The sequence below is a fragment of the Acidisphaera sp. L21 genome (genome assembly GCF_009765685.1).
GTDB lineage: Bacteria > Pseudomonadota > Alphaproteobacteria > Acetobacterales > Acetobacteraceae > LMUY01.
The window spans coordinates 320,209-345,935 of sequence record NZ_LMUY01000015.1 but is presented as its reverse complement, the minus strand read 5'-3'; the positions used below and the strand labels follow the sequence as shown (position 1 = coordinate 345,935).

Below are 25,727 nucleotides of genomic sequence, written 5' to 3'. Positions count from 1 at the left end.
AACTGTGCCACTCACGGTTGATCCTGGCAGTGCAACCAGTGTACCGCCACTTTGAACCGTCGTGTCGTTCGCCGTGCCGCCCGACGAGACAAATTCCAGACCGCCGGTGTTGATGACCGTTCCGTTGGTCGTACCGAGGCGGCCAACCTCTTGTTCTCCACCACTGCCGATCGTCGCGTCCGTTGACGTGCCGAGGTCTAGAACCTCTTGCAGACCACCATCGATGACCGCGCCGCTTGCGACGGCAAACACGCTTTCCGTCCCGCCGTTTTCAATGTGGGTTCCGTTGGCAAAGCCGCTATAGACGACATCCGCGCCGCCAGTTTCCACCGTAGTGGCGAACGCCGCGGCAGTGATCGCAAACGTCCCATCACTGCCAACGGTGGTGTTGCTAGCAATACCCCCCGACAGTAATTGCACGTCGGCGCCCACAATCGTCGCACTATTAATGTCGATGACGCCGCCGCCGTGAACAACCACGCCGTTCAGGGTAGTGTCGGACAGGGCAGAACCGAAGTTTTGTTCAGTGCCGTCTTCGATGCTGCCGCTGTTGAGCAACAAACCGGAAAACGTGACCGTTCCACCAGCATTTACGATGGTCCCGCTGGCATTGCCGCCCAATGCAATAAACTCGGCGCCGCCACTGCTGACGATACCAGCACTTGTCGTAGCACCACTAGAGACTGTGACGGTCCCGCCACTGCTCACCACGGCATTGTTGGCGACGCCGCCAGAGAGCACAATGAGTTCATCACCGTCGTTTACGCCAATGCCGGGACTCGATTGCCCGGCGCTAACAATGATAATTGCCATATAACCCCTCGAATTTCCGCCTTGCCTATCAGAGCAACTCAATCCTCCGAATTACCCTAGCAAGAATCATTCTGACAAGACAATGGAATAAAGACGTCCGACCCAAACCCCATATTGCGAGAACAATCTGCAAGATTCGCGGTATTCAGACGGCTATAGTTTGGCCGACCACTCTCGCGCTGCTGTGTCTTCTAGGCGGTTTTCCTCGATTTGTGCGCATACATAGAGATGATTTGGTCACGCACCTGATACTGCGGCTGCAATAGTATCGAGACTTTGAGGAAACCAACGTTTCACGGTGCCGGCTCTCGGCGTATTGATACCCCGCATTGTTCGAGGTCAGTAAGCCGTCCGGTTTGTGACCACGGCGGACGAGGGTCTTGCCGCCCAAGCCGTCCTTGTTTGAGCGACCGCCGACTTGGATGTTGATGACAGTGGCGCCGCTACTGACTGTTACCATGCCGCCGCCAGTGACAGCGTCGGCAATGGCGGTGCTGCCGTTTCCAACGATGTCCATTGCGGCAACGATGGTGCTAGCGGAGGCTGCCCGAGCACCTTCGTACGGTAGTCTGTTCCAGGAATGGTGGCACTGCCGCCACCGACAAGCACGCTGTCGAATGCGGTAGCGACGGCATTGAACGGAATGTTGCCAGCGCGGGTAACCGTGGTCGTGATGATGGTGCCATTGGACGAGACGGTCAGTATCTCGCTGGCGCTGACAGTGAGGCCACTGCTGGTAACGCCGGCATCGACAAAGTTGTTAAATGGCACAGTGATCGTGACACCAGGCTAAGCCGTCGTGCCAGTAGCAGTGCCGCCAGAATCGATGACAATGCCGTGCCCGGCAGATGGGTCGATACTGCTGGTCGCGTCGAACCCAGATCCTTTTATGGCCGAGGCCGAGGTCAATGAACCACCGGCCGAGATGACGAGGGTGCCGCCGCTGCCAACATCGGTGCTGACAGTAAGACCGCCGCAAGGCCGATGCCCGTGTTGGACGCGACGCCGCCCGCCAATACCGTCAGTGCTCCATCACCGGCGCTGCCACCTGTGAGTTTTCCGCCGAATGCTGTGCCACCGCTCAGGCTGAGCGAACCACCATTGGTGACGCCGACGTTAGACGCGGTGCCGCCTGCCAGCACGATGGCCGTGTCCCTGCTGGCCGGGACGCCGCTGAAAACCTGGCTAGATAGCGGGCCACGGGTGCAGAACGATCAGTATCATGTAAAAAGATGATGACGTGACGAAAATTCTCAGCAGTCTGTATCTTTCGACAAGCTGGTTTGAGGTTGAATAAATGCTGAGTGAAAGCGCGCGTGAGAGTTCAAGTTATGGTCCGGCGGCGACGGTTGCTGGGTCGGCCGATCCCGGGGCACCTGTCAGGCCTGTCACTGCAGGCGCACAATCGTCTGGCGAGCCGCTAAAGGAGCAGCCAGCTTATCCCCTCGCCGCTGCCGTCCCCACTCAGCAGGCGCCGGACGGCATCCGCTTCGATTTCAATCTCGGCTGCCGGGTGGTGCTGTCCGCGCGGGAAGATTTGAAGGTCTGGCGGGTCCGGCTGCGCGATCTGGACACCGGCAACACCCTGTTTGACACAAGTGTACAACAGGGTCATCAACAGCACCAAGCGCTGGTTCGTCCGCTTTCGGGTTGAGGTCTGGGCTGGTGACACACTCATATTGCAGCATGATTACGACGCCCGAGACCGACCCGTCTTGGTGCAATTCCCGGTGGGCACGCTCGGTGACACGATGGGCTGGTTCCCCTACGCTGTCCGCTTCGGCACCACCCGGGGCTGTAAACTTACCTGCGCGATGTCCAAGCTCATCATCCCTTTGTTCCGCGACGCCTACACGGATATCGAGTTCATCCCGCACGAGGACGTGGACGCCACGCGATTCTACGCCACCTACAGTCTCGGGCTATTCTTCGACGATGCGGATGCGGTGTGGCAGCCCACGGATTTTCGGATGGTCGGGCTGCATCGCACCGCCGCCTACATCCTGGGTGTAGCGGCGGAGGAGTTTGCCCCGGTGATCACCCTTCCGGACGAGAGCCGCGCGATCGCCGAACCGTATGTCTGCATCGGAGTGCAGAGCTCCAGCCAGTGCAAATACTGGAACAACCCGAATGGCTGGGCTGCTATCATCCCCTGGTTAAAGCAACGTGGCTACCGGGTGATCTGCATTGACCAAAAATCGGTGCATGGCACCGGACTGGTCTGGAACCACATACCGCACGGGGCGGAGGACGAGACCGGCGACCGCCCGCTGGCTGAGCGGGCTCGCTGGTTGCGCCACGCTGCCGGGTTCATCGGCCTGTCGAGTGGGCTATCGTGGCTGGCGTGGGCCGCGGGCACCAAGGTTCTGATGATCAGCGGCTTCACCCATCCGGCTAACGAATTCTCAACACCATACCGGGTCCATAATTGGCATTCCTGCAATAGCTGCTGGAACGATCCAACTCTTCGGTTTAACCATAAGGATTTTCTGTGGTGCCCTCGCCATAGCGGCACGCCCCGGCAGTTTGAGTGTACACGGTTGATCACGGCTGAGCACGTCTTGGCCACTTTGGAGCGAATGCTACCAGCGTGCTGATACCTTGGTTCGGGAAGGAAGATTCTCGAGAATGCTCTGTCCCGCAGCCCAGCCCTTGGTCAGCTTGGGCTGCCGCGATCCTGCTGCCTTCTTTGAAAGCAGGCGGCAGCGACGGGTGGCTTTGGCGCGCGACGGGCCCGGGTCCGTCTGTTACCGTTGGAACGCCCATCGAAGCCCCGGCGCGATGCCGAGACTACCGACACGAACCAGACGCCTGCCAATCAAAAGATTTTGCAAGCCATGCATTCGGAGAGCCCATCTCGGCAACAAGTCGACGCCGGCTTGGATAGTCAGGGGCTTGCGGCGGTCAGGGCATGCGATTGGCTGGCCGTTGAGTCAGTACTAGCCTGGCCGCCTCCCGCGGGCGGGCAGCGCAAATCAGGCCCGGTCGCATTGTCGAGATCAGAGCCAACGCTGACATTCTGGTCCGCGAAGCCAAGTCCGCCGCTAGCGCTTGTGCGATTTGGGCTATCTCGGCGAAATATCGATCTTGATCGGCGACCGACATGTCGGGCCCGGCGTCGCCTATCCAAGCGCTCAGAAGCCTGTTTAGCGGACGTCGATAAAGTTGAGGTGGCTCCATAAAAGCTGGAATTACCTTGCCTCAGACGCGCTGGTTATTTTGTTTTCGAGACGGCTAAGCATCTGAATTTACTGGCATGTTTTAATTTCAAAGGGCTTTCCGTCTAAATAATTGGGATTCTTCGCATCCGAATGATTAGGGCACGCGTATTGCCTAAAGAATTTCAAGGTGCGTCATGCTGCAACGATTGGCTATTCTGCCTTTGACTGAGATTTTACTCGGCCTACCTCTTAGCGGCGGATGGGCTCCAGCCCCGGCATCGCTGTATTCCGCCTTGAATGAATTGCTCGATGACAACTCCCCCATGGTTGAAGAGAGCGTTGAAGACGATGGCAACGAGAACTTCAATTGGCTGGTGAGGCTGACCGAACAGGGCATTGACGCACGCGTCCGGATTGAAGCTCGTTGGGCTACGACAACCAATCTGAGCTGAGCACGGCCCCTAGCTACTCAGGGGGGCGCTGACGGTGAAAGACAGCCTTTGTTCGTTAGTGGAGTAAATTCATTGATCCGCAAAATCAGCCCGAAGCCTCAGACAAAGGCGGAAAACTGGGAGTTCTTTATCTACGTCAAAGACGACACTCGAAAAGTCTTCGATCTGCGAGGGCCCACCTCCGACAACGAACCCGACACTCGGCAAGTTCATGAGGCAAATCGCTCAAGAGGCTGTCACTGGGCGGTTTCTGCGAGGCAAGGACCTTGTTATGCGGAACCAGCGCGCATTGCATTCCAAGAGAGTTTCCCGGATTATACCTTCGTTGAAAATGCTTTGGCACCTGAGCCAACGGCACTGGCTGTGACAGCGAAACCGTTAAAATGGTCAGCTCATCAAGCCTCGACCTAGCGGGAAGATCTCTTGAAACGATGAAAACTTGGCGCCCCGCAGCGTTTGGATGAGCTCTGATTCCCAAATCAGCACACGCCTAGGGCTGACGGTGGTTCGCGTGGTATTCTGTTTACCAAGCTCCCACGCGCAGGCGAGGTTGGAGCCGTAGCTCGTCAGCTGGTGGAAGTTCTAGTTTAGGGGCGCAGCGGCCCGGTCAACTGCTGTCTCCAGAGCTTCGGTTAATTCGTGAAGGACCTTCCGTAGGTTGCCGATCGCCTCGTCACTCAATGCAAGATCACATTTCACCTGAGCCTGAGCCTGGTTCATTCCGCTTTCCAGATCACGCCCGGCGGCGGTCAATTGATTGTCGATGATCCGCTCGTCCTCAGCGCGGCGGCTTCGCTCGATTAGGCCGGCGGCCTTCATTCTCTGGAGCATCGGCGTCATCGTGCTGGGATCGATCTTCAGCGCACGGCACAGTTCGACGGACGTCATGCTGGGCTGTTCCATGAGCGCCGCCAGCACGAGGTATTGGGTGTAGGTAAAACCGAGTTCCGTCAGCGGCCCACGATAGCTACGGGTAATCGCATTCGTCGCAGCATAAAGCGCAAAACAGAGTTGGTTGGAGAGGTAAAGGTTGCGGGACTTAGCGGGAGCTGGCGCTTCGGACATATTCGCCTCTAATTTCATCGTGCAAGACGACTTAATACCATCAGTCAACCGCCTCAAGTGCAGCCAATATCCCTACCAAGCAATGAAGTTTTCGACTTTGGGGCGTTATTTTCGGCGTATAATATTGTTAAATCCTTTCTATTATTGGTTACCAGGTGCCTACAACCGCACCCCTTGATTACGGTTTGTTTTGCGAAGAGGGTGGCCCTCGGATTATCCGTATGGATAGAAGTTGCAAGCCATCGACGAAACCTTCGTTCCACCATGATACTTCCGTCGGGTGGACGCTTCAAACCCGGTGGCTTTCCAGCGTCTATGATTTTTTGGCTGGATGAGCTCGGAGGTGGATCGATGCTTGGTCAGCCAGGGTTTCTCGATGTCGACGATCGCGTAAAGTGACTCAGCGACCTCGGCGATCAGCTGGAAGCCTTCAGCCTACCGTGGATTTCGAAATGTTTCGCGCTGATCTTATCGCGGCTCTGGACTATTTCGATGGAACGCAGGGTTGGCGGCCGCACTTCGATCCCGGCATGATGTTCAAAAAATACTGGTCATTCAGACGACCAACCCTCTGCCGGACGAGCGCACCGAGTTTTTGATCAACGATCGGCTGTCGTTCATTCAGTTTTTTGGGTTCGGCCTGTCGGACCGCGTGCCGAATGGATAGCGTCCGTGATGGTGGTGGAATTCTGTTGACTGAAACGGTGTAGGCGGAGGTGGTCATCGGATCGGCTGGCTAATACCAAGTCTCTGAGTGTCTGACTTTCGGGGTGTTGCCGACGCGGGAGGGTTCCGATTCTAGGTGGTGAACGAGAAAGGTCGCCATGCCAATATCGCTCCGAGTTGATTTGGATGCGGCGGGTCTTCGGCTGGCGGCGCGCCGAACGACGGATGCCGCACAAGCGCGACGACTGTGGATCATGTCCGTCAACGCGGTGGAATTTGCGGCGTAGTTCGAAGAGCTTGACCGCTCCCAGTCGCTTGGTATGGCTATGAGCACCAATTCCGGGGTGACGTATGAACACGAACCTTTTTCCCCGCCCTGTCGAGGTGTCGGATGTCCCAGAGGGCCATGTCGGCCTGGTCGTGAACGGCGGACTCATGCGCGGTATGCGATCGGCGTCGCGCATGAGTGCGGCCGGTGCCGTCTTCATGCGCGACGTCTCCACCGCCCCGGTCTATCGCCTCTGGTCGATCCTGGACCGCCATCCCGGCATGGTAAGGTTCGCGGCGGGCGGCACAGCTGTCGCGGCCGAACTCTACGCCGTCCCACGTCTGTGTTTCGCCCAAGTCGTGGAGGAGGAGGCGCCGGGCCTGAGCGTCGGCCGCATCCTCCTGGATGACGGCACCTCACCGCTGGGCGTTATCATCGAGCCGTGGCGTGTGGAGGGAATGGATGAGATTACACAGTATGGCGGCTGGCGTCCCTACGTTGCACGCAGAGGTATTCCCCAAGACATTTGATGGCCGGGCAATGGACCTCGGTGCGTGATCGAGACTTAGCTGTTCCCCAGCGACGCGGGTCGCCTCCACGGCATGTGTCACAGATAACGCTGGCACCGCATGGCCGTAGAGCCCGGTGAAGCGTTGAGATGCCGTTGGCGCTCGTGGGGGTTGTTCGTTGGCCAAAGGAATTGGCTTGCCGAGGGGCGATAATATCACCGCGGACGGCGTTCAGGCCCCTCCTCGGGGCATAGGCTGTGTCCGAACGGCAGGATCATCCCGGCAAACGCCTCGATTCTATGCGACAGCGTGTCCCCGCCCTGCGGCTTGGCACGGCACGAACCCGTGGTGCTCATCGTATGCGCCCCGCGAACCGCCGTCGCCGCAGACGTGCCAAACCGCTCGGCCGCAGCCCGGCGCGACAAGCCGCCAGACACAGCAGAAACAACACACCTGCGCAGATCCTGAGAAAGCGGTTGATCCATACATGCTGCCCCGCCAGCTTGCTGGGTGAACAACCTCGGGCCCGCGTCAAGGAAGCCGCGTGATTCGCTGTAAATGAAAACTGCTCGAGCGTGGCTCGACAGGCCAGTTTCAGAATAGCGGGACCGCTTCTAACTGGTCGCAAGCGTGTTGGTTGATGATCTTATCCTCGGCCATCAGGTTCATGGCTGGGCGTTGCAAGTCAGCCATAGCCGATGCAACGATCTCGCGCATATCTTCGCAGTTGAAGATACCGAGTTGCCGGAGCTTCACCAGCATTTTGACTTGAAGCATTAAGCCGGCAGCGGATATTCCACGATACCATGCCTCGTCTTCGTCCGCCTTCGTTTCCAAGTCGGTCATTTTGGCCCCGCAACTGCGTCTCGCGTCCCGCCTACGTCGAAACCGGCGACACACCAGCCCCTCATAATGGGTCGAAACTGGTAAAGATTTGTAAAGCGTCGTGCGCCGCACACACAAACTTCGCCCAAGCCCGTGGCGCCACTATCCGCTCGGCTCATACTTTCCTCCGCCGCACAGGTCCTCCCACACCTCCATAGGCGGTCGGCAACGCCCCGCAGGTTCCGCGCATACGCTGCCTCCATTTTGTCCCACGGCGTGCGCACCAGGGTCGCCTCCGCCACCTCACGGACGCGGCGCCCGATGGCAACCGCGAAATCGAGTGGGCAGCGCCGGTATGGCACGGGGGCCAGACCCGCCCCCGGCCGGCACCGGGCCCGGAGCGTACTCGTGAAGCCAGTCGAGGCGCGTGCAAAACGTCGCTAGTTCACAGCGCACCGATGGCGCATAATGAAAACAACAGAAGGGCAGCTACATGTCGGAACTCAAAGCACCGCTGACGGAAAGCGATGTTGACACCGCGTATCGCATCTTCCTCGGCCGCCCCCCGGAGAAAGCGCAAACTGTGGCCAATCATCTTGCGAAATACAAAACGAAAGATGAGTTTCGCAGAGCGGTGGTGACGGCAAAGGAGTTCTACGACAGAAACATCGTCGAGATTTCGAGATATGTCATCGCAACGGCCCCAATTTCGAGTGTCAAGAACATCGACGTCAATGTTTCGGGCGAAGACAGGGCCGCATTGTTCAAGCACGTCCACGATGTATGGTCGAAACTGGGAGCAACAGATCCGCATTTCTCAGTGCTGAGCACTCCGAAATACAAACCAGACAATATCGCGGCAAATCAACAAGAATTCTACGACAGCGGTCGTGGCGAACTCGAGGTCGTGTTTCGGCGATTGGAGTCGCTTGGCCTAGCGCCCGCCAGCGACGGTGTGGCGCTTGAACTAGGAGCGGGGGTCGGCCGTGTCACGCGCCATCTTGGCGACAGGTTTGCCAACGTCGTCGGGTATGACGTGTCCGCCAACCACCTCGCACTGGCATCCTCCTACGTGTCCGAGCAGGCGATCGCCAACGTGGAGTTCCGTCACCTCACGTCCATCGATTCGGCATCTTTCCCGGATCACGATTTCTTCTACTCGCGCATCGTCCTGCAGCATAACCCACCGCCAATCATTGCCTTTCTGCTAGATCGTGTGCTCGCGCGAATGAACCCCAACGGCGTTGCGGTATTTCAGTTAATGACGGCCCGATCTGGCTATACATTCGACGTCAAGAAATACTTGTCGAGCATGGACCAGCTTGACGATCAGGAGTTGCATGTATTGCCCCAGGCAGATGTGTTCCGAATTCTCCGCAACAGGGGTTTGACCTGCGTTGAGGCGGCCCGCGACTCGATGTTGCGCGGGTTTGACCGCACGAGCATGACGTTTATTGCCCAGAAGATGGGATGACCCGAAATAGCGCGTCGTGACCGGCTCACTCGCTCGCAAAGCTGCATGACGCGCGGCTAGCGCCGCATGCGGCGCCACGCGAGGTAGTGGCGCGCCCCCAGTTCTACGATCGATTCGCCATCAAAATGGGGACGTCGCGTCTCCTGGCTTTCGGCCAAGCCGTCCGTCTGAACGACACAAACGCCCGCTGGCGGCCTGTCGCGAAGGCGATCGAATGCGTCATTGCGGGAGGTCCATCGTTCGCTCCCCGCAAACCGGGCCAGTTCCTGGACCGAGACTGTCGTCACGCCGAGTCGCCACTGCGGCAATGCCTTGAACTGTTCCAGCAGGCAATCGAATGCGTCTGCATAGGCCTGCATCGAATTGTAGGGCGTCGACGCCGCGCTCGAGTCTGCCTCGCCCTGCGCGACGATGATGTGATCAATCGCTGCCGACGGATGCAGGGCGCTCAACAGGGCGAGATGCCTCTGCAATTCCGACCACATATGGGGCGATTTGTTGGTCGGGACCCATTCCCCGATGCTCTTGTTGCGCGCCCAGTTCGGGACGATGACGATGGCACGCGAAGCCGGCAGATCGCCCGATGCGCGAAGGAAATTTGCGAACTGAACGCCGACGTTGTTGAACGCCTCCTTGGAGGAACTGACCGTCACGAGCGGCACCTTGGAGTCGATGACCCCCAAATTCAACGGTGGCAGCCCGAACGCGGCGGGATATAATCCTTGATGCTCCCGCGACGCCCTCAGGATGAGGATGTCGGAGCCCACGCGTTTCGAGCCCCCAGTGTCGAACCCGGTGTTGGATTGACCCGATACTACCAGGACGAAGGGCCGATCCCCACCCATTGGGAGCGCCCGATCAGTCACAGGGTTTCCAGAGCACTGCGTTACTGGTGATCATCTGCCGTTCCGTAGCGGATCCGCCGTTCCCATGCGACCGTCGCCATGGATGTCCTGCATCATATCAGTTGGCATTTCGCGTGGACAACGCTTACGTTCCCTTCGCGCTGGGTCGGGACGACCCTGGCATCACCGGGCCGCTAACCCAAGCCACCGGGATCGGGCGTGCGGTCTCCACTGCCACATCGGTCGCGCTGCCCCGTCAGCAACACTGGGCCGCCTCACAAAAATTGGGACAGAGTTGGTCCGCCGGGCTAAGCTTTGGCGGAAAAGGTAAGGATCACCTGATGCCTAGCGACACCCAGGCGCCCCAGCCGGCACAGCCCGCTGCGGGGCCATCTCGCCCCTCAAATCCCTATCGCGGCCTGCCCGACAGCGCGTTTTGGAGCCGCGCGGTGGCCCGCCCCGAACCGCAGGACGTAGACCCGGTCATCCGCCCGGCCTTCACGCTTGGCCGCTCCGACAAAATCGCAACCGCCGGATCATGCTTCGCCCAGCATATCGCCCGCACCTTGAAGCGCGCGAATTTCAACTATCTCGTCGTCGAGGACGGGCCTGAGGAACGGAATTACGGCCTGTTCTCTGCCCGATTCGCCAACATATACACGATCCGGCAGTTGCTGCAGCTGTTCCAGCGAGCCTACGGCTTGTTCGAGCCAGCCGTCGCCACTTGGCGGCACGACGGGGCCTACGTCGATCCCTTCCGTCCCCAGGTCGAGCCCGGCGGCTTTCGGTCGGAGGAAGCCCTGCTGGCCGATCGCGAAAGCCACCTTGCCGCCGTGCGGGAGATGTTCGAGACCCGCGACGTGTTCATCTTCACGCTCGGCCTTACGGAGGCTTGGCGCTCGACCATCGACGGTGCGGTCTACCCCTCGGCACCCGGCGTGGCGGGCGGCGCGGAGCATGCTGGCGACTGCGAATTCGTCAATTTCGAGGTCGAGGAGATGGTCGCCGACCTCAAGGCGTTCCTGACCAAGTTCCGCGTCCTGAACCCGGCGGTCCGGGTGATCCTGACGGTATCGCCCGTCCCGCTCATCGCGACCTACGAGGATCGCCACGTCCTCGTCTCCACCACCGTGAGCAAGTCCGCCTTGCGCGTCGTCGCGGACCAAATCAGCCGCAAGGTGGAGAACGTAGCCTACTTTCCATCCTACGAAATCATCACCGGCGCGCATGCCCGATACGGCTACTACGAGGACGATCTGCGTGAGGTTGCCCCGCGTGGCGTCGATCAGGTCATGGGATTGTTCCGCAAGCATTATCTGTCCGAGGAGGCTAGCACCTACGCACCGGAACGTCCGACCCGCGCCATTGCCGATCGATCCGCCGAAGAAGCCGATTTGTACAAAGTGGTTTGCGAAGAAGAAGCGATCGTTCAATGAGCCTAACCTTCCGTGTGGTCCGTCATTGCACGGCACGCAGCTTCGCCGCAGCATTGAATTGCTGGTCCCGGACCGGCGCGCGGCCGTCATCCACCTGGCAGAGCCGCCACCGAGCCGTCTGAACGCGAAAAGTCGGGTGGCTAAAACGACTGGCCGAAGCGGACGTGGTCTTCACGCTCCCCAGCAGCGGCGGCGTCTGCGGCGATTTCGAGCCTGATGGGCTGGAGCCGATCTGTGAGAAGGTCGTTGCGTTTCCCAACCTCACATTCACTGGCTACCAACCCGATTGCTTTTACATCGGGAAGGATGGCCGCGACATCCAAGGGCCGATGGGCACCTATCACTCCGCCCTCGTGGCCGGTGCCTTCCTCGACGGTTTGCAGCCAGACAGATCCGTTCGGCTGTTCAACAACTACGTTTTGCCTCGCTTGGAGTCGCCATCCGGGCGCTGGACCTCGCCGGTATCCCATTCGACCGCGACCTCATCGCGAACGTTTCCGACGACTAACTCGTCCGCGCCGTGCGCTGGCCGGTGTGTCCGGCGATCGCTGAGGCCCTCGGCAAGCCCGACGGTGGCTATGACTTCTTCCATGGGAGCGGGGGAAAGCCGCACCGTAAGTTGTTCACGATTTCCCGCCACTATCGGGCCCAGGACTGGTAGACCCACCCATGCCGACCACGATCCACGGGTTTTCGGGCGGATTGCGTCGTGCCGCGTCCAAGCCAGACGACGCGCTCGGTGACGAACGCCCGACTACCTCCCGCGGCGCTGTGCGAGAAGGCGGCGCTGTGATCAGGGCACAAAGCCCGCCCACCCCAGGGTGAGAGCGAGCCCCCTATCGCGCGTGGGAACTTGGAGCTGGGATTCGACAAGCGGGACCCTCCATTTGTCGAAGCGGGCACTTTGCATGCTCGGCGCGGAACGAGAAATCGCCCACCATTCCGATCTTCTCCGACTCATCCATTGCGATGATCGTGACGCCGTTGCCAAAATCTTCGATAAGCATGGCGCCAGCGGCGATCGCGACGTCGACTTCCGGCCCTCCAAGGACGGGGCGGAGGGCGCTTGGCTGCGGATGCAGGGCGGTGCCACCAACGAGATATCGGACCCAAAGGCGTTTCGCGGGATCCTGATCGACATAGGCCGCCTGAAAGTGGCCGAGCGCGCGATCAACCGGCTGGCGGCCATCGTTGCCTCCTCAGAAGACGCCATCGTTGGGAAAACGCTTCAGGGGATCGTCACGGATTGGAACCGCGGCGCGGAGATCATCTTCGGCTACAGCGCGGCGGAAATGGTCGGACACCCAATCTCCAATCTGCTGCCGCCGGGTCGCCAGGACGAGGCCGGAGCCATCCTGGCGCGCATTGAACGTGGCGAACGGGTCGAGCATTTCGAAACCCAACGCCGCCGCAAGGATGGTGCCATCATCGACATATCGCTGACCGTATCATGTGTTTGGGATAATGCGGGCCGGCTCCTTGGACTGTCGAAGATTGCGCGCGATATCACGGCGACGAAGCTCGCCTATGCAGCGCTGGCCGAACGCGAGGCGCATTTGCAATCCGTGCTGGACACCGTGCCGGATGCGATGGTTGTCATCGACAGCCTTGGCATCATGCAGTCGTTCAGCGCGACGGCGGAACGGTTGTTCGGCTACAGCTCCGACGAGGCCACCGGCCAAAACGTCAGCATTCTGATGCCCGCACCCTATCGCGGACAGCATGATGGGTATCTGTCCCGCTACATGACGACGGGGGAACGCCGCATCATCGGCATCGGCCGCCTGGTCACCGGGCGCCGGAAAGATGGTTCGACCTTCCCTATGGAGCTGTCGGTCGGCGAGACGCAGTCCGGCAAGCAGCGCTTCTTTACCGGCTTCGTGCGGGATCTGACGGATCGTGAACTCACGCAACGGCGGCTTCACGAGTTACAGGCCAAACTGATCCACATGTCACGCTACACAGCCATGGGCGAGATGGCGTCCGCGCTGGCGCACGAGCTCAACCAGCCGCTCACCGCGGTAGCCAACTATCTCAAGGGATGCCACCGGCTGCTTGCCTCCGAACAGCTGCCCGACATTGCGACCGTGCGCGATGCGATCGAACTGGCTGCGGAACAGGCGTTGCGCGCCGGGCAGATTATCCGTCGCCTGCGCGACTTCGTGGCGAATGGTGAAACCGAACGGCGACTCGAAAGCCTGCATCGCCTGATCGAGGAGGCGAGCGCCCTCGCATTGATCGGCGCGAAGGAGGCTGGCATCTCGGCCAAGCTGGAGTTCGATCCGTCGATCGAGTTCGTCCTGGTAGACAAGATCCAAATTCAGCAGGTCCTGCTGAACCTTCTCCGCAACGCGATGGAGGCCATGCAGGACACAGCCGAACGCAAGCTGCTCGTCTCTACCAACCGGGTCGGTGAGGACATCGTGGAGGTCGGCGTCGTGGATACAGGGGCCGGCATCGCCGCCGAAATCGACGGACTTCTTTTCCAGCCATTCACGACGACCAAGCGCCACGGAATGGGGGTCGGGCTTTCGATTTCTCGCACCATCATGGAAGCACATGGCGGCCGTCTCTGGGCGGAGCCTAATCCCGGTGGCGGAACCGCGTTCCGCTTTACGCTGAGAATTGCCACCGAAGGACAGGCTGATCATGACGAGTGAGGCCTTCGTTCACCTGATCGATGACGACGATGGCGTCAGGCGTTCGCTCGCCTTCCTGTTGACGGCCGCGGGCCACAGCGTGCGGGTGCATGAGTCCGCGATCGCGTTTCTCGCGGCTTTGCCAACGATCCAACCCGGTTGCATTATCAGCGACGTGCGCATGCCGGGAATGGACGGGATCGAGTTGCAGCAGCGGTTGCGTGATGCGGGAACCAACCTGCCCATCATCATCATGACCGGCCATAGCGATGTGCCGCTCGCGGTAAAAGCGATGAAGGCGGGTGCGATCGATTTTATCGAGAAGCCATTCGATGATGAGGTCATGCTGGCTGCAATCCGCATCGCGTTGGACGAACACGACCAAGCTGGCCATCGCGAGGCAGAGGCGGCGAATGTCCAAGCCAAAGTAAAGTCGCTGACCAACCGCGAGCGTCAAGTGCTCGACCGGCTGCTCGAAGGCCGGCCGAATAAAATCATCGCTTATGATTTGACACTCAGTACCAGAACCGTCGAGGTGCATCGGGCGAGCGTCATGACGAAGATGGCGGCCAATAGTTTGTCCGAGCTTGTGCGGATGGCGTTAAACGCCGGAATGATGCCATCCCCACCATAACCGCGACTGCGATTTATACCTTGTGTTGCAACAATATTGGTTTGTTTGCACGCGATTCTCCGACGAGCGGCCTATACTCCCGATTTCCGGCACTGCGGGAATTGACGAGAGCGGAAATGACAATCGGGAAAGAGATCGTCTTCGTCGTCGATGACGACGATGCGGTTCGGGGGTCGCTGAAATTCTCGCTGGAGATCGAGGGGCTCACGGTACGCCTCTGCGCCGGCGGTGCGGAGCTTCTCGCCCATCCGGAACTCGATTGCGCGCGCTGCATCGTGCTGGATTACAAGATGCCCAGCATGGATGGCTTCGACGTCCTGGACGAACTTGCGATCGCAAAGGTCCAAGTGCCGATTATCCTCATCACCGTCTACGCCACCCCGGCGCTGTACCGGCGAGCAAAGGCGGCCGGCGTGGTGCGCGTGCTGGAAAAGCCGCTGTTCAACGGTGGCTTGCTGGAGAGCATTCATCACGTTCTGGGTACCAGCCCGGCCTCCAGCACCGCCTAGCGGCCAAGTTTGCCCCGGCGTGACGTCGCGCATCCCTGACTACGTAGAATCCGGCCCTGACATCATATGCGCCGCCGCGTAGAATGGCCGAATAACTGTCGTAGGGGCCGGGGCATGGCGAATTCGGATGTTTTTGCGTTTGAGAAATCGGGGCTCAGCCCCTTCCTGTTCGCGGAAATAGGGACCGATCTTAACGGCTCGGGGCTCACGATCCTGTCAACGCTCGCCAGGCTCGGTGCTGATCCTTGGGCCGAGGCAGCGCAGTGGTCAAGTGGTTCCCGATCCGCAGCGGCTGATTCTCTGGCGGCGGCGATCGTGCGGATGCCGCTCGATGCCGATGTCATTGCCAACGCGCCAGCGATCGCGCGCCGGCTGATCAAGCTGCTGCCCCGGCAGAACACGGTGTCCGACGCCCCCAACAGCCGCAGCATCAAGCGCTGGACGGCCGCTGGCGGCGGTTCGCTCATTCTGGTGTACGTCGCCGTAGCGCTGACGGTCGTTCTCAGCATCGGCTACGGGCTGATGTGGACGGCACCCCATGTCGACACTGCCCCGGCGTCTGAAAGCCAAGTCATCATTCCGCCGAAGTAAAGCCGCGCACGCCTGCCCGGTGCGCCCGGGTTTAGTGATAGCCCATATCTGCCCGCACCTTGCCGCGGAACACCCAGTAGGACCAGGCGGTATACAACAAGATGGTGGGCAGCAGGAATACAGTCCCAACCAGCAAGAAGGCCTGTGTCTTTGGCGAGGATGCCGCCTGCCACAGCGTATAGTAATGCGGCACAATCATCGGCCACAGGCTGATGGCGATGCCGAGATAGGATAGCAGGAACAGCGCCACCGCCCCGAGAAAGGGCGCCCCCTCCGATGGACTGCGCAGCGTCCGGCCGATGAATAGGGCGACTAGGATCGTCATCAGCGGCACCGGGGCAAACCACACGATATTCGGCCAGTCCAACCAGCGATGCGCGATGTCCGGATCCAGAATTGGGGTCCACACGCTCACGGCGGCGATGCAGATGACGACGCCCAGCAGGCACCATCCCCCCTGCCCGCGCACGCGTTGCTGCAGCGGCCCCGACGTCTTCATGATAAGCCAACCCGCGCCGAGCAGTCCGTAACCGAACACCAGCGCCACCCCGGTGAGGCAGGAGAACAGCGTGAAGCAGTCGAAGCTGCTACCCGTGAACTCCCGCCCCTGCACCTGGAAGCCTTGGATGAACGCGCCCAATACAACGCCCTGCGCGAACGTCGCGAGCACCGATCCGAAGAAGAAGCCGTGATCCCAAAAGGTGCGATGCGCCGCGTCCCGGAAGCGGAATTCGAACGCTACGCCCCGGAACACCAGCGACAGCAGCATGATCAGCACCGGGAAATAGACCGCCGGGATGATGATGGCGAAGGCGAGCGGAAATGCCACCAGCAAGCCCACCCCGCCCAGGATCAGCCATGTCTCGTTACCATCCCAAACAGGGGCGATGCTGTTCATCAGCAGGTTGCGCGACGCCGTGTCTGGCGCGAACCGGTACAGGATGCCGACACCCAGATCAAACCCGTCCAACAGGACATAGAGGAAGATGCCGACGGCAAGGATAACGGTCCAGATCGGCACGAAATCCAACAGCAATGCGGGCATCATGACGTGATTCCCTGGTTATGCCCGGGTGGCAGCGAGGTGATGGGTAATGTGGGCCGCCCGCTTTGCACCGGGGCATCCAATGCCTGCGCCTGAGGACCCAACCGGATGATGCGCCGCATGACGAAGAAGCCGCCGGGGAAGATGATGGCATAGACCACGATATAGCCAATCAACGACAGCAGAACGTCGAGGCCCGTCAGCGACGGTGACACCGAATTGGCCGTTCGCATCAGGCCGAACACCGTCCATGGTTGCCGCCCAACCTCGGTGGTTACCCAGCCGGCGAGCACGGCGATGAACCCCAACGGACCTGCCCATTGGCATGCGAGCAGGAAGCTGCGCGATGTGACGAAGGCACTGCCGCGCCGCATGATGTTGCCCGCGATGATGAGGGCCAGCATCAACATGCCGACGCCCACCATGATGCGAAAGGCATAGAACGGCGGCCCGACCGGCGGCCGTTGATCCGCAGGCCATTCTTTCAGCCCTTTGATCTGGCCGGTCCAGGAATGCGTCAGCAGCAGGCTGCCGAGCCATGGAATGGATATCTCGCTCCGCATCACCGCATCCTTGTCGTCGGGGATGCCGAACAATGTCAGCGGGGCGGGTGAGGCAGTGTCGTATCGCCCTTCCAGCGCTGCCAATTTGGTGGGCTGATATTCCAGCGTGTTCAGACCGTGCAGGTCGCCCAACCCGATTTGCACCGGCACCAGGACCAGCAGCACCCACAGCGTCGCCGACATGATGGTCCGCCCCTCCGCAATGAAGCGGCCGCTGCGCACCAGCCAGGCGCCGATGCCGAGCACGACGAATCCCGTGGTGATGTAGAAGGCGACGACCGTATGGGCCAAGCGATACGGAAAGGACGGGTTGAAAATGACCTGCCACCAATCCGTCGGGAAAAATCGGCCGTCGACGATTTCGTAGCCCGCTGGGGTTTGCATCCAGCTATTGGCAGCCAAGATCCAGAACGAGGACGACAACGTGCCCAGCGCCACCGCCAGCGCCGCCACGAAATGCACCCAGCGCGGGACTAATTTCCGCCCGAACAGCAGGACGCCTAGGAACGTCGCTTCGAGAAAGAACGCCGTCAGTCCCTCATAGGCAAGAAGCGGCGAGATGACGTTCGCCGTGGCGTCGGAGAACCGGCTCCAATTCGTGCCGAACTGGAACGGCATGACGATGCCGGACACCACACCCATGCCGAATGCGACGGAGAAGATCCGGATCCAAAATTGCGAGATCCGGGCGTAGATCTGCTTGCCGGTAAAGAAACTCATGCCCTCGGCGAAAGCGATGTACGAGGCGAGCCCGACCGTGAAGGCGGGAAGGAGAATGTGAAGCGCAATCACCCAGACGAATTGCAGGCGGGAGAGCAGCAGCGGATCTAGATGCATGGGGAACTCCAACGCCAATCCCGAATTTCCGGCATGTCGACGCCATGTGCGATGACGTAGCGCCGGTGTTCCACCAAGTGATCGCGAACGGCCTGCCTTGCATAGGCGGCGTTGTCGCCCAGGCGGGGCACGCGATCGATCGCGTCTGCCACCAGGTGGAACCGGTCCAACTCATTCAGCACCACCATATCGAACGGCGTGGTCGTCGTCCCCTCGTCCATGAAGCCGTGGACGTGGAAATTGTGGTGGTTGGTGCGATGGTAGATCAGGCGGTGAATAAGCGCCGGGTAGCCGTGAAAGGCGAAGATCACCGGCTTGTCTTTGGTGAACAAACTGTCGAACGCGTCATCCGACAGGCCGTGTGGGTGGGCGGATTTCGGCTGCAGGGTCATCAGATCGACCACATTGACTACGCGCACTCGTAGATCCGGCAGATGCTGGCGCAGCAGATCCACCGCGGCCATGCATTCCAGGGTCGGCACATCCCCGGCGCAGGCCATGACAAGATCCGGATCACTGGCCCCGCCCTCGATGCGGTCGTTGCTGGCCCATTCCCAGATGCCCAGCCCGGCCTCGCAATGCCTGACGGCCGCATCCATGGCCAACCATTGCGGTTCCGGCTGCTTGCCGGCGACGATGACGTTGATGCGATCCCAGCTGCGTAGGCAATGGTCCGTCACCCACAGCAGGGTGTTGGCGTCGCAGGGCAGATAAATCCGCGCGATGCCCGCCTTCTTGTTGGCGACGTGATCCATAAACCCCGGGTCCTGGTGGCTGGAGCCGTTATGATCCTGCCGCCAGACATGCGACGTCAGCAGATAATTCAGCGACGCGATGGGGCGGCGCCACGCGATTGCCCGGCTGCTTTTCAGCCATTTGGCATGCTGATTGACCATGGAGTCCACGATGTGGATGAACGCCTCGTAACACGAGAACAGGCCATGCCGCCCCGTCAGCAGGTAACCCTCCAGCCAGCCCTGGCAATTATGTTCACTAAGGATTTCCATAACCCGGCCATCGGGGCTCAGATTCTCGTCGTCATCCGCGATCGTGGCAGCATCCCAGGTGCGCCCGGTTGCCTCCAGCAAAGCATCCAGACGGTTGGATGCTGTCTCGTCCGGGCCGACCACGCGGAAATTCCGGCTCTCGGCATTGGCGCGCATCGTATCGCGCAGGAAAAACCCCATGACACGTGTTGCCTCGCCATCGGTCTGGCCGGGACGCTCGACCGGCACGGCGTAGGTGGTGAAATCAGGCAGACGCAGCGGCCGCATGAGCGCGCCGCCATTGGCGTGCGGGTTGGCCCCCATCCGGCTGTCGCCGACCGGTGCCAGCGCCGCGATCTCGGCATTCAGGCGGCCGGCGGTATCGAACAGCTCCTCCGGATGATAGCTACGCATCCATGTTTCCAGCAGCGCGATGTGCCCGGGCTTGCTCATATCGGCGATCGGCACCTGGTGCGACCGCCACGACCCCTCGGTCTTCTTGCCATCGACGAATTTGGGTCCCGTCCAGCCCTTGGGGCTGCGCAACACGATCATTGGCCAGCGGGCGCGGTCGGCCTGCCCGCTGCTGCGGGCGGTCCGCTGGATGGCGTGGATGGCTGTTATCGCCTGGTCCATCGCCGCCGCCATGGCCTGATGCATGGCCGCCGGGTCGTCACCCTCGACGAAGATCGGGTCGTGACCATACCCGGCCAGCAGACTGGCAAGTTCGGCATGGGGAATACGGGACAGGATCGTCGGGTTGGCGATCTTCCAGCCATTCAGGTGCAGGATCGGCAACACGGCCCCGTCCGTCCTGGGGTCGATGAATTTGTTGGAGTGCCAGGACGCCGCCAACGGCCCCGTCTCCGCTTCGCCATCGCCGATCACGCAGGCGGCGATCAGGTCGGGGTTGTCGAGGACGGCGCCATAGGCGTGGGATAGCGAGTAGCCGAGTTCACCGCCTTCATGGATGGAGCCCGGCGTGTCGGGCGCGGCGTGGCTGGGAATGCCGCCGGGAAACGAGAACTGGCGAAACAGCCGGCGCATGCCGTCTTCATCCGCGGAAATTTCGGGATAGGTCTCGCTGTAGGTCCCCTCCAGCCAAGTGCTCGCCACCACGCCGGGTGCACCATGGCCTGGCCCGGCGACGAACAAGACGTTCAACCCCTGCGCCTTGATGACCCGGTTCAGGTGCAGATAGATTAGGTTCAGCCCGGGCACGGTGCCGAAATGGCCCAGAAGCCGGGGCTTGATGTGCGCCGCCGTCAGTGGCTCCCGCAGCATGGGATTGTCGAGCAGATAGACCTGCCCGACCGACAAGTAGTTCGCCGCACGCCACCACGCATTCATGAGGTCCAATTCGGCAATAGCCAGTGGATTTGCGCCGGATGTCTGCATGAATGCTGTCCTAGGGTCGGAAGAAGCGCGGTCTTGAGCGGACCAGGGGCAATCCCCCGCGATAGACCGAGAGGATTGCTTGGTCGCTAGGCCGAATTACGCGGCGAGCGCTGGGATCGCTGGTGCGTCGGCGTGAATGTCGAGCCGCGCCGGGCCACTCGCCTGCAGCATCTCCTTGGCCCGCTGGATCTCGCTCTGCGGACCATGCGCCACGATCAGGTAGCTATCCGCCTTCAGCGCCGTCTCGTACTGCAGCACACTGTGATGCGGGATGCCGATGCTGAACAACGCCGCACCCAACGCGCCCAGGCCGCCCATGACAACCGCCCCCTCGACGGCGCCGGTAATCGCGGTGAAGACGCCGGCCGCCAATGAGCCCAACACGACGATTGGGCCGAGCACGGGGATGGTCAGCATCATGCCGCCGAACAGCAGGCCCCACAGGCCGCCCCAATAGGCCCCGCGAGAGCCCCAGAACTTGACCCGGTCACCCGCGCTGTAGAACCCGGTGACCTGCTCATCGGTATGATAGCCGCGACCGACGATGCTGAAATGCTTCATATCCAGGCCACCATCCGACACCTGGCGGATCGCAGTCTCGGCCGCGTCATGAGTCGCATAGATTGCAACCAGCGTTTCGTGTTGTGCCATGCTGTGTGATCCTTGCTTGATGATGGTCGCCGATGAGGAAACGGCGATATCGTTCTGCACGCTGGTGACACCGGGTGCCGACCATGCGGTGGCCGCCGCCATCTGCTTGTCACGCAACAGCCCAACCGACCCCGTGAGGTGGATGCGGCCGCCATTGGCAGTGACGTTGATCGTCTTGGGATCGAAATACCAGGAACGATGCAGTGCGTGCGTGATCTCATCGCACAGATCGGCGACGTCGACGCGCGGCTTGATGCTGATCTGGTCCGACAGGCCTTTGACGCCAAACAGATGGCGGATTTCAATGCGCGCGTTGTCTTTTTGATAGTAGGAGTCAACCTGGCCGGTGAGCGTAACCCAGCCGTGTTCGACCTGAACCTTGACGGCGTCCTTGGGGATCGTGACGTCCCAGCCCAACCGGTCGATAGCGGCGCCGGCGATTTCCTCGTCGGTTCGCATAGTCTCGAACGGGAGGCGAACCTCGATTTCCTCGGCGACTGCCTTCACGCCCTTGACACGGTGGGCGGCCATTTCGGCGGCATATTTCTCGGAGAAACTGGCGACATGGCCGGTGAGTGTCACCACACCGGCATTGGCGGCGACCCCGATATGGGCGGCAACGACGCTTGGCTCCCAGCCGAGTTCTGCGGTGACGGCTTGCTGGAGTTGACGGTCGGCTGACATGGTGGCCTCGCTTTTTGCTGCGTCATTCGCACGCAGGAATAGAGAAGTATTCAGCCGGGCCAGCAATTGCGGTTAGTACTCGGCCCGGCGCCGGCTAGTGCGACAAGAACGAACAGCGAGTGGGGTGCAGCAGGATGTCGCGGGTGACGCCACCCAGCACCCATTCGCGAACCCGGTTATGGCCGTATGCGCCAGTGACCATGAGCCCCGCGTGTTTCTCACCGGCGAAGCTGTTCAGGATATGGCGCCCATCCTCGGCGGATTGTGGGGTTGCCACATCCGCGTTGACGCCGTGGCCACTCAGCCAACTGGCGACGTCGCGCAAATGCTCCTGCGCGAGCGCCAGATCCTCCGGCCGGGTGACCTCGACAACCGTCACGCGCCCAGCCTGGCGCAGCAGGGGCAAGGCGTCCTGCACGGCACGCCGAGTTTCGGTAGTGTCCTTCCATCCGACTACGACCTGATCCAAATCGAGCTTGATCGCGGATGGCGGTATGACCATGACGGGGCGGCCGATTTGCATGACCAGATCGCCCAGTGCGACACGGCGACCGGAATCAAACACTGATTCACGCGGTTCCGGCGCGATCAGCAGCAGGTCGGCGGCCCGGGCTTGCGCGGCGATGAAGTCGGACAGGGAGTCGTAGCCAATCGTGGAACGCCATTGCAAATTGGCAACACGCCCCTTCATGGCGGCACGAAACGCCGTTTCCACCGCACGGGTCTGCATCTCCATCGTGGAGCGATCTTGCTCGATCGCCTCACCGGCGATGTAGCCGTCGCTGCCGTAGATCATCATGGGCTGGCAGGCGGCGATGCCGATGACGCTGGCACCAAACTGCTCCGCCAGATCGGCAGTCACCCGAAGCAGATTTTCATTCGATTGGCCAAGGTCCAGATGCACCATCAGGCTTGTGTAGGTCATGGCGTTTTGCTCCAGGTTTTGCGGTGAGGATGAGTAGGCCGAGGCTAGGCCGTGACACCGATGAGGATGCCGAGCGTCGCGATCGATATGATCGTGCTGAGCAGGATCGTGGCGTCCGATTCAGCGACGTAGACGTCGTATTCCACCGCGAACATCGCCGTCATCGAGGCCGTGGGCAGGGCTGCCAGCAAGATCATCTCGCGCCGGTAGACGCCGACGACATTGAATAATACGGCAAACCCCAACATGACGGCCGGCTGCAGCGCGACCTTGCAGAACACGTTCAGCAGCGCCGCCCACCCGATGCTGAATTTCTGCCCGCTGAGGACCAGGCCAAGCGCAAACAGCGCCACGCCAGATGTTGCGACGCCAATCAGGTTGAATGATTTTGCCACAAACTCAGGCAGCGGAAATTGGATCAACGCAAAGGCAATGCCCGCGAGAGGCGCCCAAACCAGCGGCTGCTTGATGGCACCCAACACGGAGGTCCAAATGACCGCGCCCCGGCTGGCATCCTTCTGCCTTGGCTTACCGGCCTCAAGCAGCGTGAGCGTCAGGGGCAGTAGCAGAAAACTGGAGATCAAATTGCCAATGACCACCGACAGCATCGCCGATGTGCCAATCACGGCAATCAGTACCGGTACACCCATGAACGCCATATTGGGAAACGCACTGTTGAGCGCCTGTAGCGCACTTGCCGCAACCGGCTTGCGAAATGCAACCAGGGAGATCGCCAGCGCGATCAGGTAGACGCTGAGTAACCCTGCAGCAATTCCTACGAAGAACTGCCAGTTCTCAAGTTCGGGCAGAGTCAGCTTGGCCGTTGCGGTGAATAGCAGCGCGGGCAGGCAAAAATCCAGCGCAAGCGTGGCAAGCACGGCGCTTTGTGTCGACTTGACGAGCCCGAGGCGGCCCGCGAGTAGGCCGAGTATGATCACGAACGCCACTGGTACGAGCGCCTGAACAATCATCGACAGGGATGACATGCGAACTCCTGAAGGATGCAAGTGGGTTCGGGCACCCTCGCCGGCACTTGCGTGCCAGCGAGCCGCCATGGCGTGTTACCGGGCGTAGGTCGGCGTGTAGAGTTGCGCCTCGATCCACGCGCGGATGTCCGCAGGGCGTTCGACCTGGGCGAGGCCTTTGTCGAACATGAACTCCGCAACACGAACGGCCGTCGTCACTTCCGTTTCCAGGATATTAGACTGGCTCGGGAACAACCGGCCCATCGCCCGCAGATCATCGCTGACCTGGTCTGCCATGGCCTGCGCGGCGACAATGAAGCATTCGTCGGTCAGCAGCTTCGGCCGCGCGGCATGCACGGCCAGCCCGATTGCCGGGTAGATGTAGAAATTATTCGCCTGCCCCGGATGGAACGTTTTGCCATCGATGGTCACGTCCGGGAACTGCACACCTGCCGCATAGAGCACCTGGCCTTTCGACCACGCATAGGCGTCCTGCGGCAGGCACTCGGTCTTCTCAGTCGGATTGGAGAGCGAGAATAGGATCGGCCGTTTGTTGAGCCGGCTCATCGTTTCGACAATATGCCGGGTGAAGAGGTTCTGCACGGTGCTGACGCCGATGAGCATCGTAGGCTTGAATGCCTCGATCGCGGCGACGATTTGGGGCGACTCGTTCGCGACGTCTAGATGATTGAACGGCTTGGTGGCGGCCATCTTATGCGCGAAGGGTCGCTTCTGGGCTGCGAGCCCAGCGCGGTCGGTCACCACTACGCCTTGGGTGTCGAACATCATGATCTGGCTGCGCGCCTCGGCATCCGTCAGACCATTGACGCGCATGGCGGACATGATCAGGTCGGCGATTCCGATCGCAGCCGAGCCTGCACCGAGGAAGAACACCTTCTGGTCGGTGATCTGTGCATTCAGTATTTGCAGCGCGGTGGTGAGGCCGGCCAAAACGATAGCGCCGGTGCCCTGAATGTCGTCGTCGTGACACAGGATCTTGTCCTTGTAGCGCGCCAGGATCCGGATCGCGTCCGTGCCCTTCCAATCTTCGAAATGCAGCAGGCACTGGGGGAACACGGTCTGAACTGCCTGCACGAATTCCTCAACCAATTCGTCCAGCTCGGCCTCGGTCGGCGGTACGTCGCGAATACCGAGATAGAGCGGATCTGCCCGCAATGCTGCGTTCGTGGTGCCGATATCGAACAACACTGGCAGCAGGCTGTCAGGCGGGACGCCGGCGCAGGCGGTATAGAGTTGCAGCTTGCCGATGGGAATACCCATGCCGTTGGCGCCGATATCACCCAGGCCCAATATCCGGCCGCCGGTCGACACGCAGATGACGCGGACATCGGCCACCGGCCAGTTGCGCAGCACCTCGGCCATACGGCCCTTCATGTCCCGCGTGATGTACATGCCGCGGGCGCGCCGATAAATGTGGCCGAACTTCAGGCAGGCTTCCGCGATGGTCGGATCGTACAGCACGGGGATGAAGCGCGCCGGGTCCGACATGACGACGTGGTAGAACAACGTCTCGTTCCGGTCGGCCAGATCGATAAGGTAGATGTAGCGATCGAGATCGGTTTGCATGACGGCGAGTTGCTGTTCGACGCGCTCGGCCTGGCGCTCCAGCGTTTCGACCGCATGCGGCAGCAAGCCTTCCAGGCCATGCTGGCGACGCTCCGCAACTGTGAAGGCCGTGCCGTGCGTCAGGACGTGATCGTTGAGAAGACCGAGCCCATGTTCGGCATTCGCAGAGGCTTTTACGAGCTGGTCCATGATTTTCTCC

General features: G+C 60.7%; 21 protein-coding genes and 2 pseudogenes. 11 read left to right on the top strand and 12 right to left on the bottom strand.

Annotated elements, in window-relative coordinates:
* Together GSQ76_RS04690 and GSQ76_RS04685 are read right to left on the bottom strand one after the other, a co-directional pair.
* The coding region (locus GSQ76_RS04690; protein WP_216850895.1) for an AIDA repeat-containing protein at positions 1–813 on the bottom strand (813 nt) is incomplete at its 3' end.
* A 453-nt stretch (positions 814–1,266) separates the two neighbouring features.
* The gene (locus tag GSQ76_RS04685; RefSeq protein ID WP_158742729.1) at positions 1,267–1,584 is read right to left on the bottom strand and encodes a hypothetical protein; all 318 of its coding nucleotides are present in this window, start codon (positions 1,582–1,584) and stop codon (positions 1,267–1,269) included.
* A 526-nt stretch (positions 1,585–2,110) separates the two neighbouring features.
* On the opposite strand from GSQ76_RS04685, the pseudogene GSQ76_RS04680 reads away from it, so the two are divergent.
* Together GSQ76_RS04680 and GSQ76_RS04675 are read left to right on the top strand one after the other, a co-directional pair.
* Positions 2,111–3,410 (top strand): annotated as a pseudogene (locus tag GSQ76_RS04680) (autotransporter strand-loop-strand O-heptosyltransferase).
* 758 nt (positions 3,411–4,168) lie between these two features.
* Complete coding sequence (locus GSQ76_RS04675; RefSeq protein WP_158742728.1) at positions 4,169–4,426, top strand: hypothetical protein; 258 nt, start codon at positions 4,169–4,171, stop codon at positions 4,424–4,426.
* Between the two features lie 582 nt (positions 4,427–5,008).
* On the opposite strand, the gene GSQ76_RS04670 is transcribed toward GSQ76_RS04675, so the two are convergent.
* Complete coding sequence (locus tag GSQ76_RS04670) at positions 5,009–5,491, bottom strand: MarR family winged helix-turn-helix transcriptional regulator (RefSeq protein WP_158742727.1); 483 nt, start codon at positions 5,489–5,491, stop codon at positions 5,009–5,011.
* A gap of 351 nt (positions 5,492–5,842) precedes the next feature.
* Here GSQ76_RS04670 and GSQ76_RS04665 point away from each other — a divergent pair.
* Positions 5,843–6,152 (top strand): annotated as a pseudogene (locus GSQ76_RS04665) (transposase); the annotation flags it as partial.
* A gap of 356 nt (positions 6,153–6,508) precedes the next feature.
* Entirely contained in the window at positions 6,509–6,955 is a 447-nt protein-coding gene (locus GSQ76_RS04660) for a hypothetical protein (RefSeq protein ID WP_216850894.1), read from the top strand.
* Positions 6,956–7,528: 573 nt separating this feature from the next.
* On the opposite strand, the gene GSQ76_RS04655 is transcribed toward GSQ76_RS04660, so the two are convergent.
* Positions 7,529–7,780 carry a hypothetical protein gene (locus GSQ76_RS04655; RefSeq protein ID WP_158742726.1) on the bottom strand — a complete coding sequence of 84 codons (252 nt, stop codon included), beginning with the start codon at positions 7,778–7,780 and terminating at the stop codon, positions 7,529–7,531.
* Between the two features lie 472 nt (positions 7,781–8,252).
* Between GSQ76_RS04655 and GSQ76_RS04650 the strand changes: the two genes are divergently transcribed.
* Positions 8,253–9,233: a class I SAM-dependent methyltransferase gene (locus tag GSQ76_RS04650; protein WP_158742725.1), complete on the top strand. Its 981-nt coding sequence runs from the start codon at positions 8,253–8,255 to the stop codon at positions 9,231–9,233.
* 56 nt (positions 9,234–9,289) lie between these two features.
* Here GSQ76_RS04650 and GSQ76_RS04645 read toward each other — a convergent pair whose 3' ends face one another.
* Entirely contained in the window at positions 9,290–9,895 is a 606-nt protein-coding gene (locus tag GSQ76_RS04645; protein WP_158742724.1) for a sialate O-acetylesterase, read from the bottom strand.
* Between the two features lie 524 nt (positions 9,896–10,419).
* Between GSQ76_RS04645 and GSQ76_RS04640 the strand changes: the two genes are divergently transcribed.
* From GSQ76_RS04640 to GSQ76_RS04615, 6 genes are all read left to right on the top strand, one after another.
* Positions 10,420–11,514, top strand: a complete 1,095-nt coding sequence (locus GSQ76_RS04640; RefSeq protein ID WP_158742723.1) for a GSCFA domain-containing protein — start codon at positions 10,420–10,422, stop codon at positions 11,512–11,514.
* 164 nt (positions 11,515–11,678) lie between these two features.
* Complete coding sequence (locus GSQ76_RS32575) at positions 11,679–12,257, top strand: WcbI family polysaccharide biosynthesis putative acetyltransferase (RefSeq protein WP_158742722.1); 579 nt, start codon at positions 11,679–11,681, stop codon at positions 12,255–12,257.
* Positions 12,258–12,668: 411 nt separating this feature from the next.
* Positions 12,669–14,174, top strand: coding sequence for a PAS domain S-box protein (locus GSQ76_RS04630; protein WP_254070232.1), 1,506 nt, complete (start codon positions 12,669–12,671; stop codon positions 14,172–14,174).
* Positions 14,164–14,787 carry a response regulator FixJ gene (gene fixJ, locus GSQ76_RS04625; RefSeq protein WP_158742720.1) on the top strand — a complete coding sequence of 208 codons (624 nt, stop codon included), beginning with the start codon at positions 14,164–14,166 and terminating at the stop codon, positions 14,785–14,787. Before GSQ76_RS04630 ends, fixJ begins: the two co-directional genes overlap by 11 nt.
* 116 nt (positions 14,788–14,903) lie before the next feature.
* On the top strand, positions 14,904–15,296 hold the full coding sequence (locus GSQ76_RS04620) for a response regulator (protein ID WP_158742719.1): 393 nt from the start codon (positions 14,904–14,906) through the stop codon (positions 15,294–15,296).
* A gap of 114 nt (positions 15,297–15,410) precedes the next feature.
* Complete coding sequence (locus GSQ76_RS04615) at positions 15,411–15,887, top strand: hypothetical protein (RefSeq protein ID WP_158742718.1); 477 nt, start codon at positions 15,411–15,413, stop codon at positions 15,885–15,887.
* Between the two features lie 31 nt (positions 15,888–15,918).
* Here GSQ76_RS04615 and cydB read toward each other — a convergent pair whose 3' ends face one another.
* The 7 genes from cydB to GSQ76_RS04575 form a co-directional block, all read right to left on the bottom strand.
* Positions 15,919–16,935 (bottom strand): cytochrome d ubiquinol oxidase subunit II, encoded by a 1,017-nt coding sequence (gene cydB, locus GSQ76_RS04610; RefSeq protein WP_216850893.1) that lies wholly within the window; start codon positions 16,933–16,935, stop codon positions 15,919–15,921.
* Positions 16,932–18,332 carry a cytochrome ubiquinol oxidase subunit I gene (locus GSQ76_RS04605; RefSeq protein WP_158742717.1) on the bottom strand — a complete coding sequence of 467 codons (1,401 nt, stop codon included), beginning with the start codon at positions 18,330–18,332 and terminating at the stop codon, positions 16,932–16,934. The genes cydB and GSQ76_RS04605 overlap by 4 nt, the downstream gene beginning before the upstream one ends.
* A complete protein-coding gene (locus tag GSQ76_RS04600) occupies positions 18,323–20,716 on the bottom strand; it encodes a phosphoketolase (RefSeq protein WP_158742716.1) in 2,394 nt (797 codons plus the stop codon). Before GSQ76_RS04600 ends, GSQ76_RS04605 begins: the two co-directional genes overlap by 10 nt.
* Positions 20,717–20,812: 96 nt before the next feature.
* Positions 20,813–22,051: a BON domain-containing protein gene (locus tag GSQ76_RS31005; protein WP_216850892.1), complete on the bottom strand. Its 1,239-nt coding sequence runs from the start codon at positions 22,049–22,051 to the stop codon at positions 20,813–20,815.
* A 94-nt stretch (positions 22,052–22,145) separates the two neighbouring features.
* Positions 22,146–22,976, bottom strand: a complete 831-nt coding sequence (locus GSQ76_RS04585) for a universal stress protein (protein WP_158742715.1) — start codon at positions 22,974–22,976, stop codon at positions 22,146–22,148.
* A gap of 44 nt (positions 22,977–23,020) precedes the next feature.
* On the bottom strand, positions 23,021–23,962 hold the full coding sequence (locus GSQ76_RS04580; protein WP_158742714.1) for an AEC family transporter: 942 nt from the start codon (positions 23,960–23,962) through the stop codon (positions 23,021–23,023).
* A gap of 75 nt (positions 23,963–24,037) precedes the next feature.
* Positions 24,038–25,717: an NAD-dependent malic enzyme gene (locus tag GSQ76_RS04575; RefSeq protein ID WP_158742713.1), complete on the bottom strand. Its 1,680-nt coding sequence runs from the start codon at positions 25,715–25,717 to the stop codon at positions 24,038–24,040.
* Between the last annotated feature and the right edge of the window lie 10 nt (positions 25,718–25,727).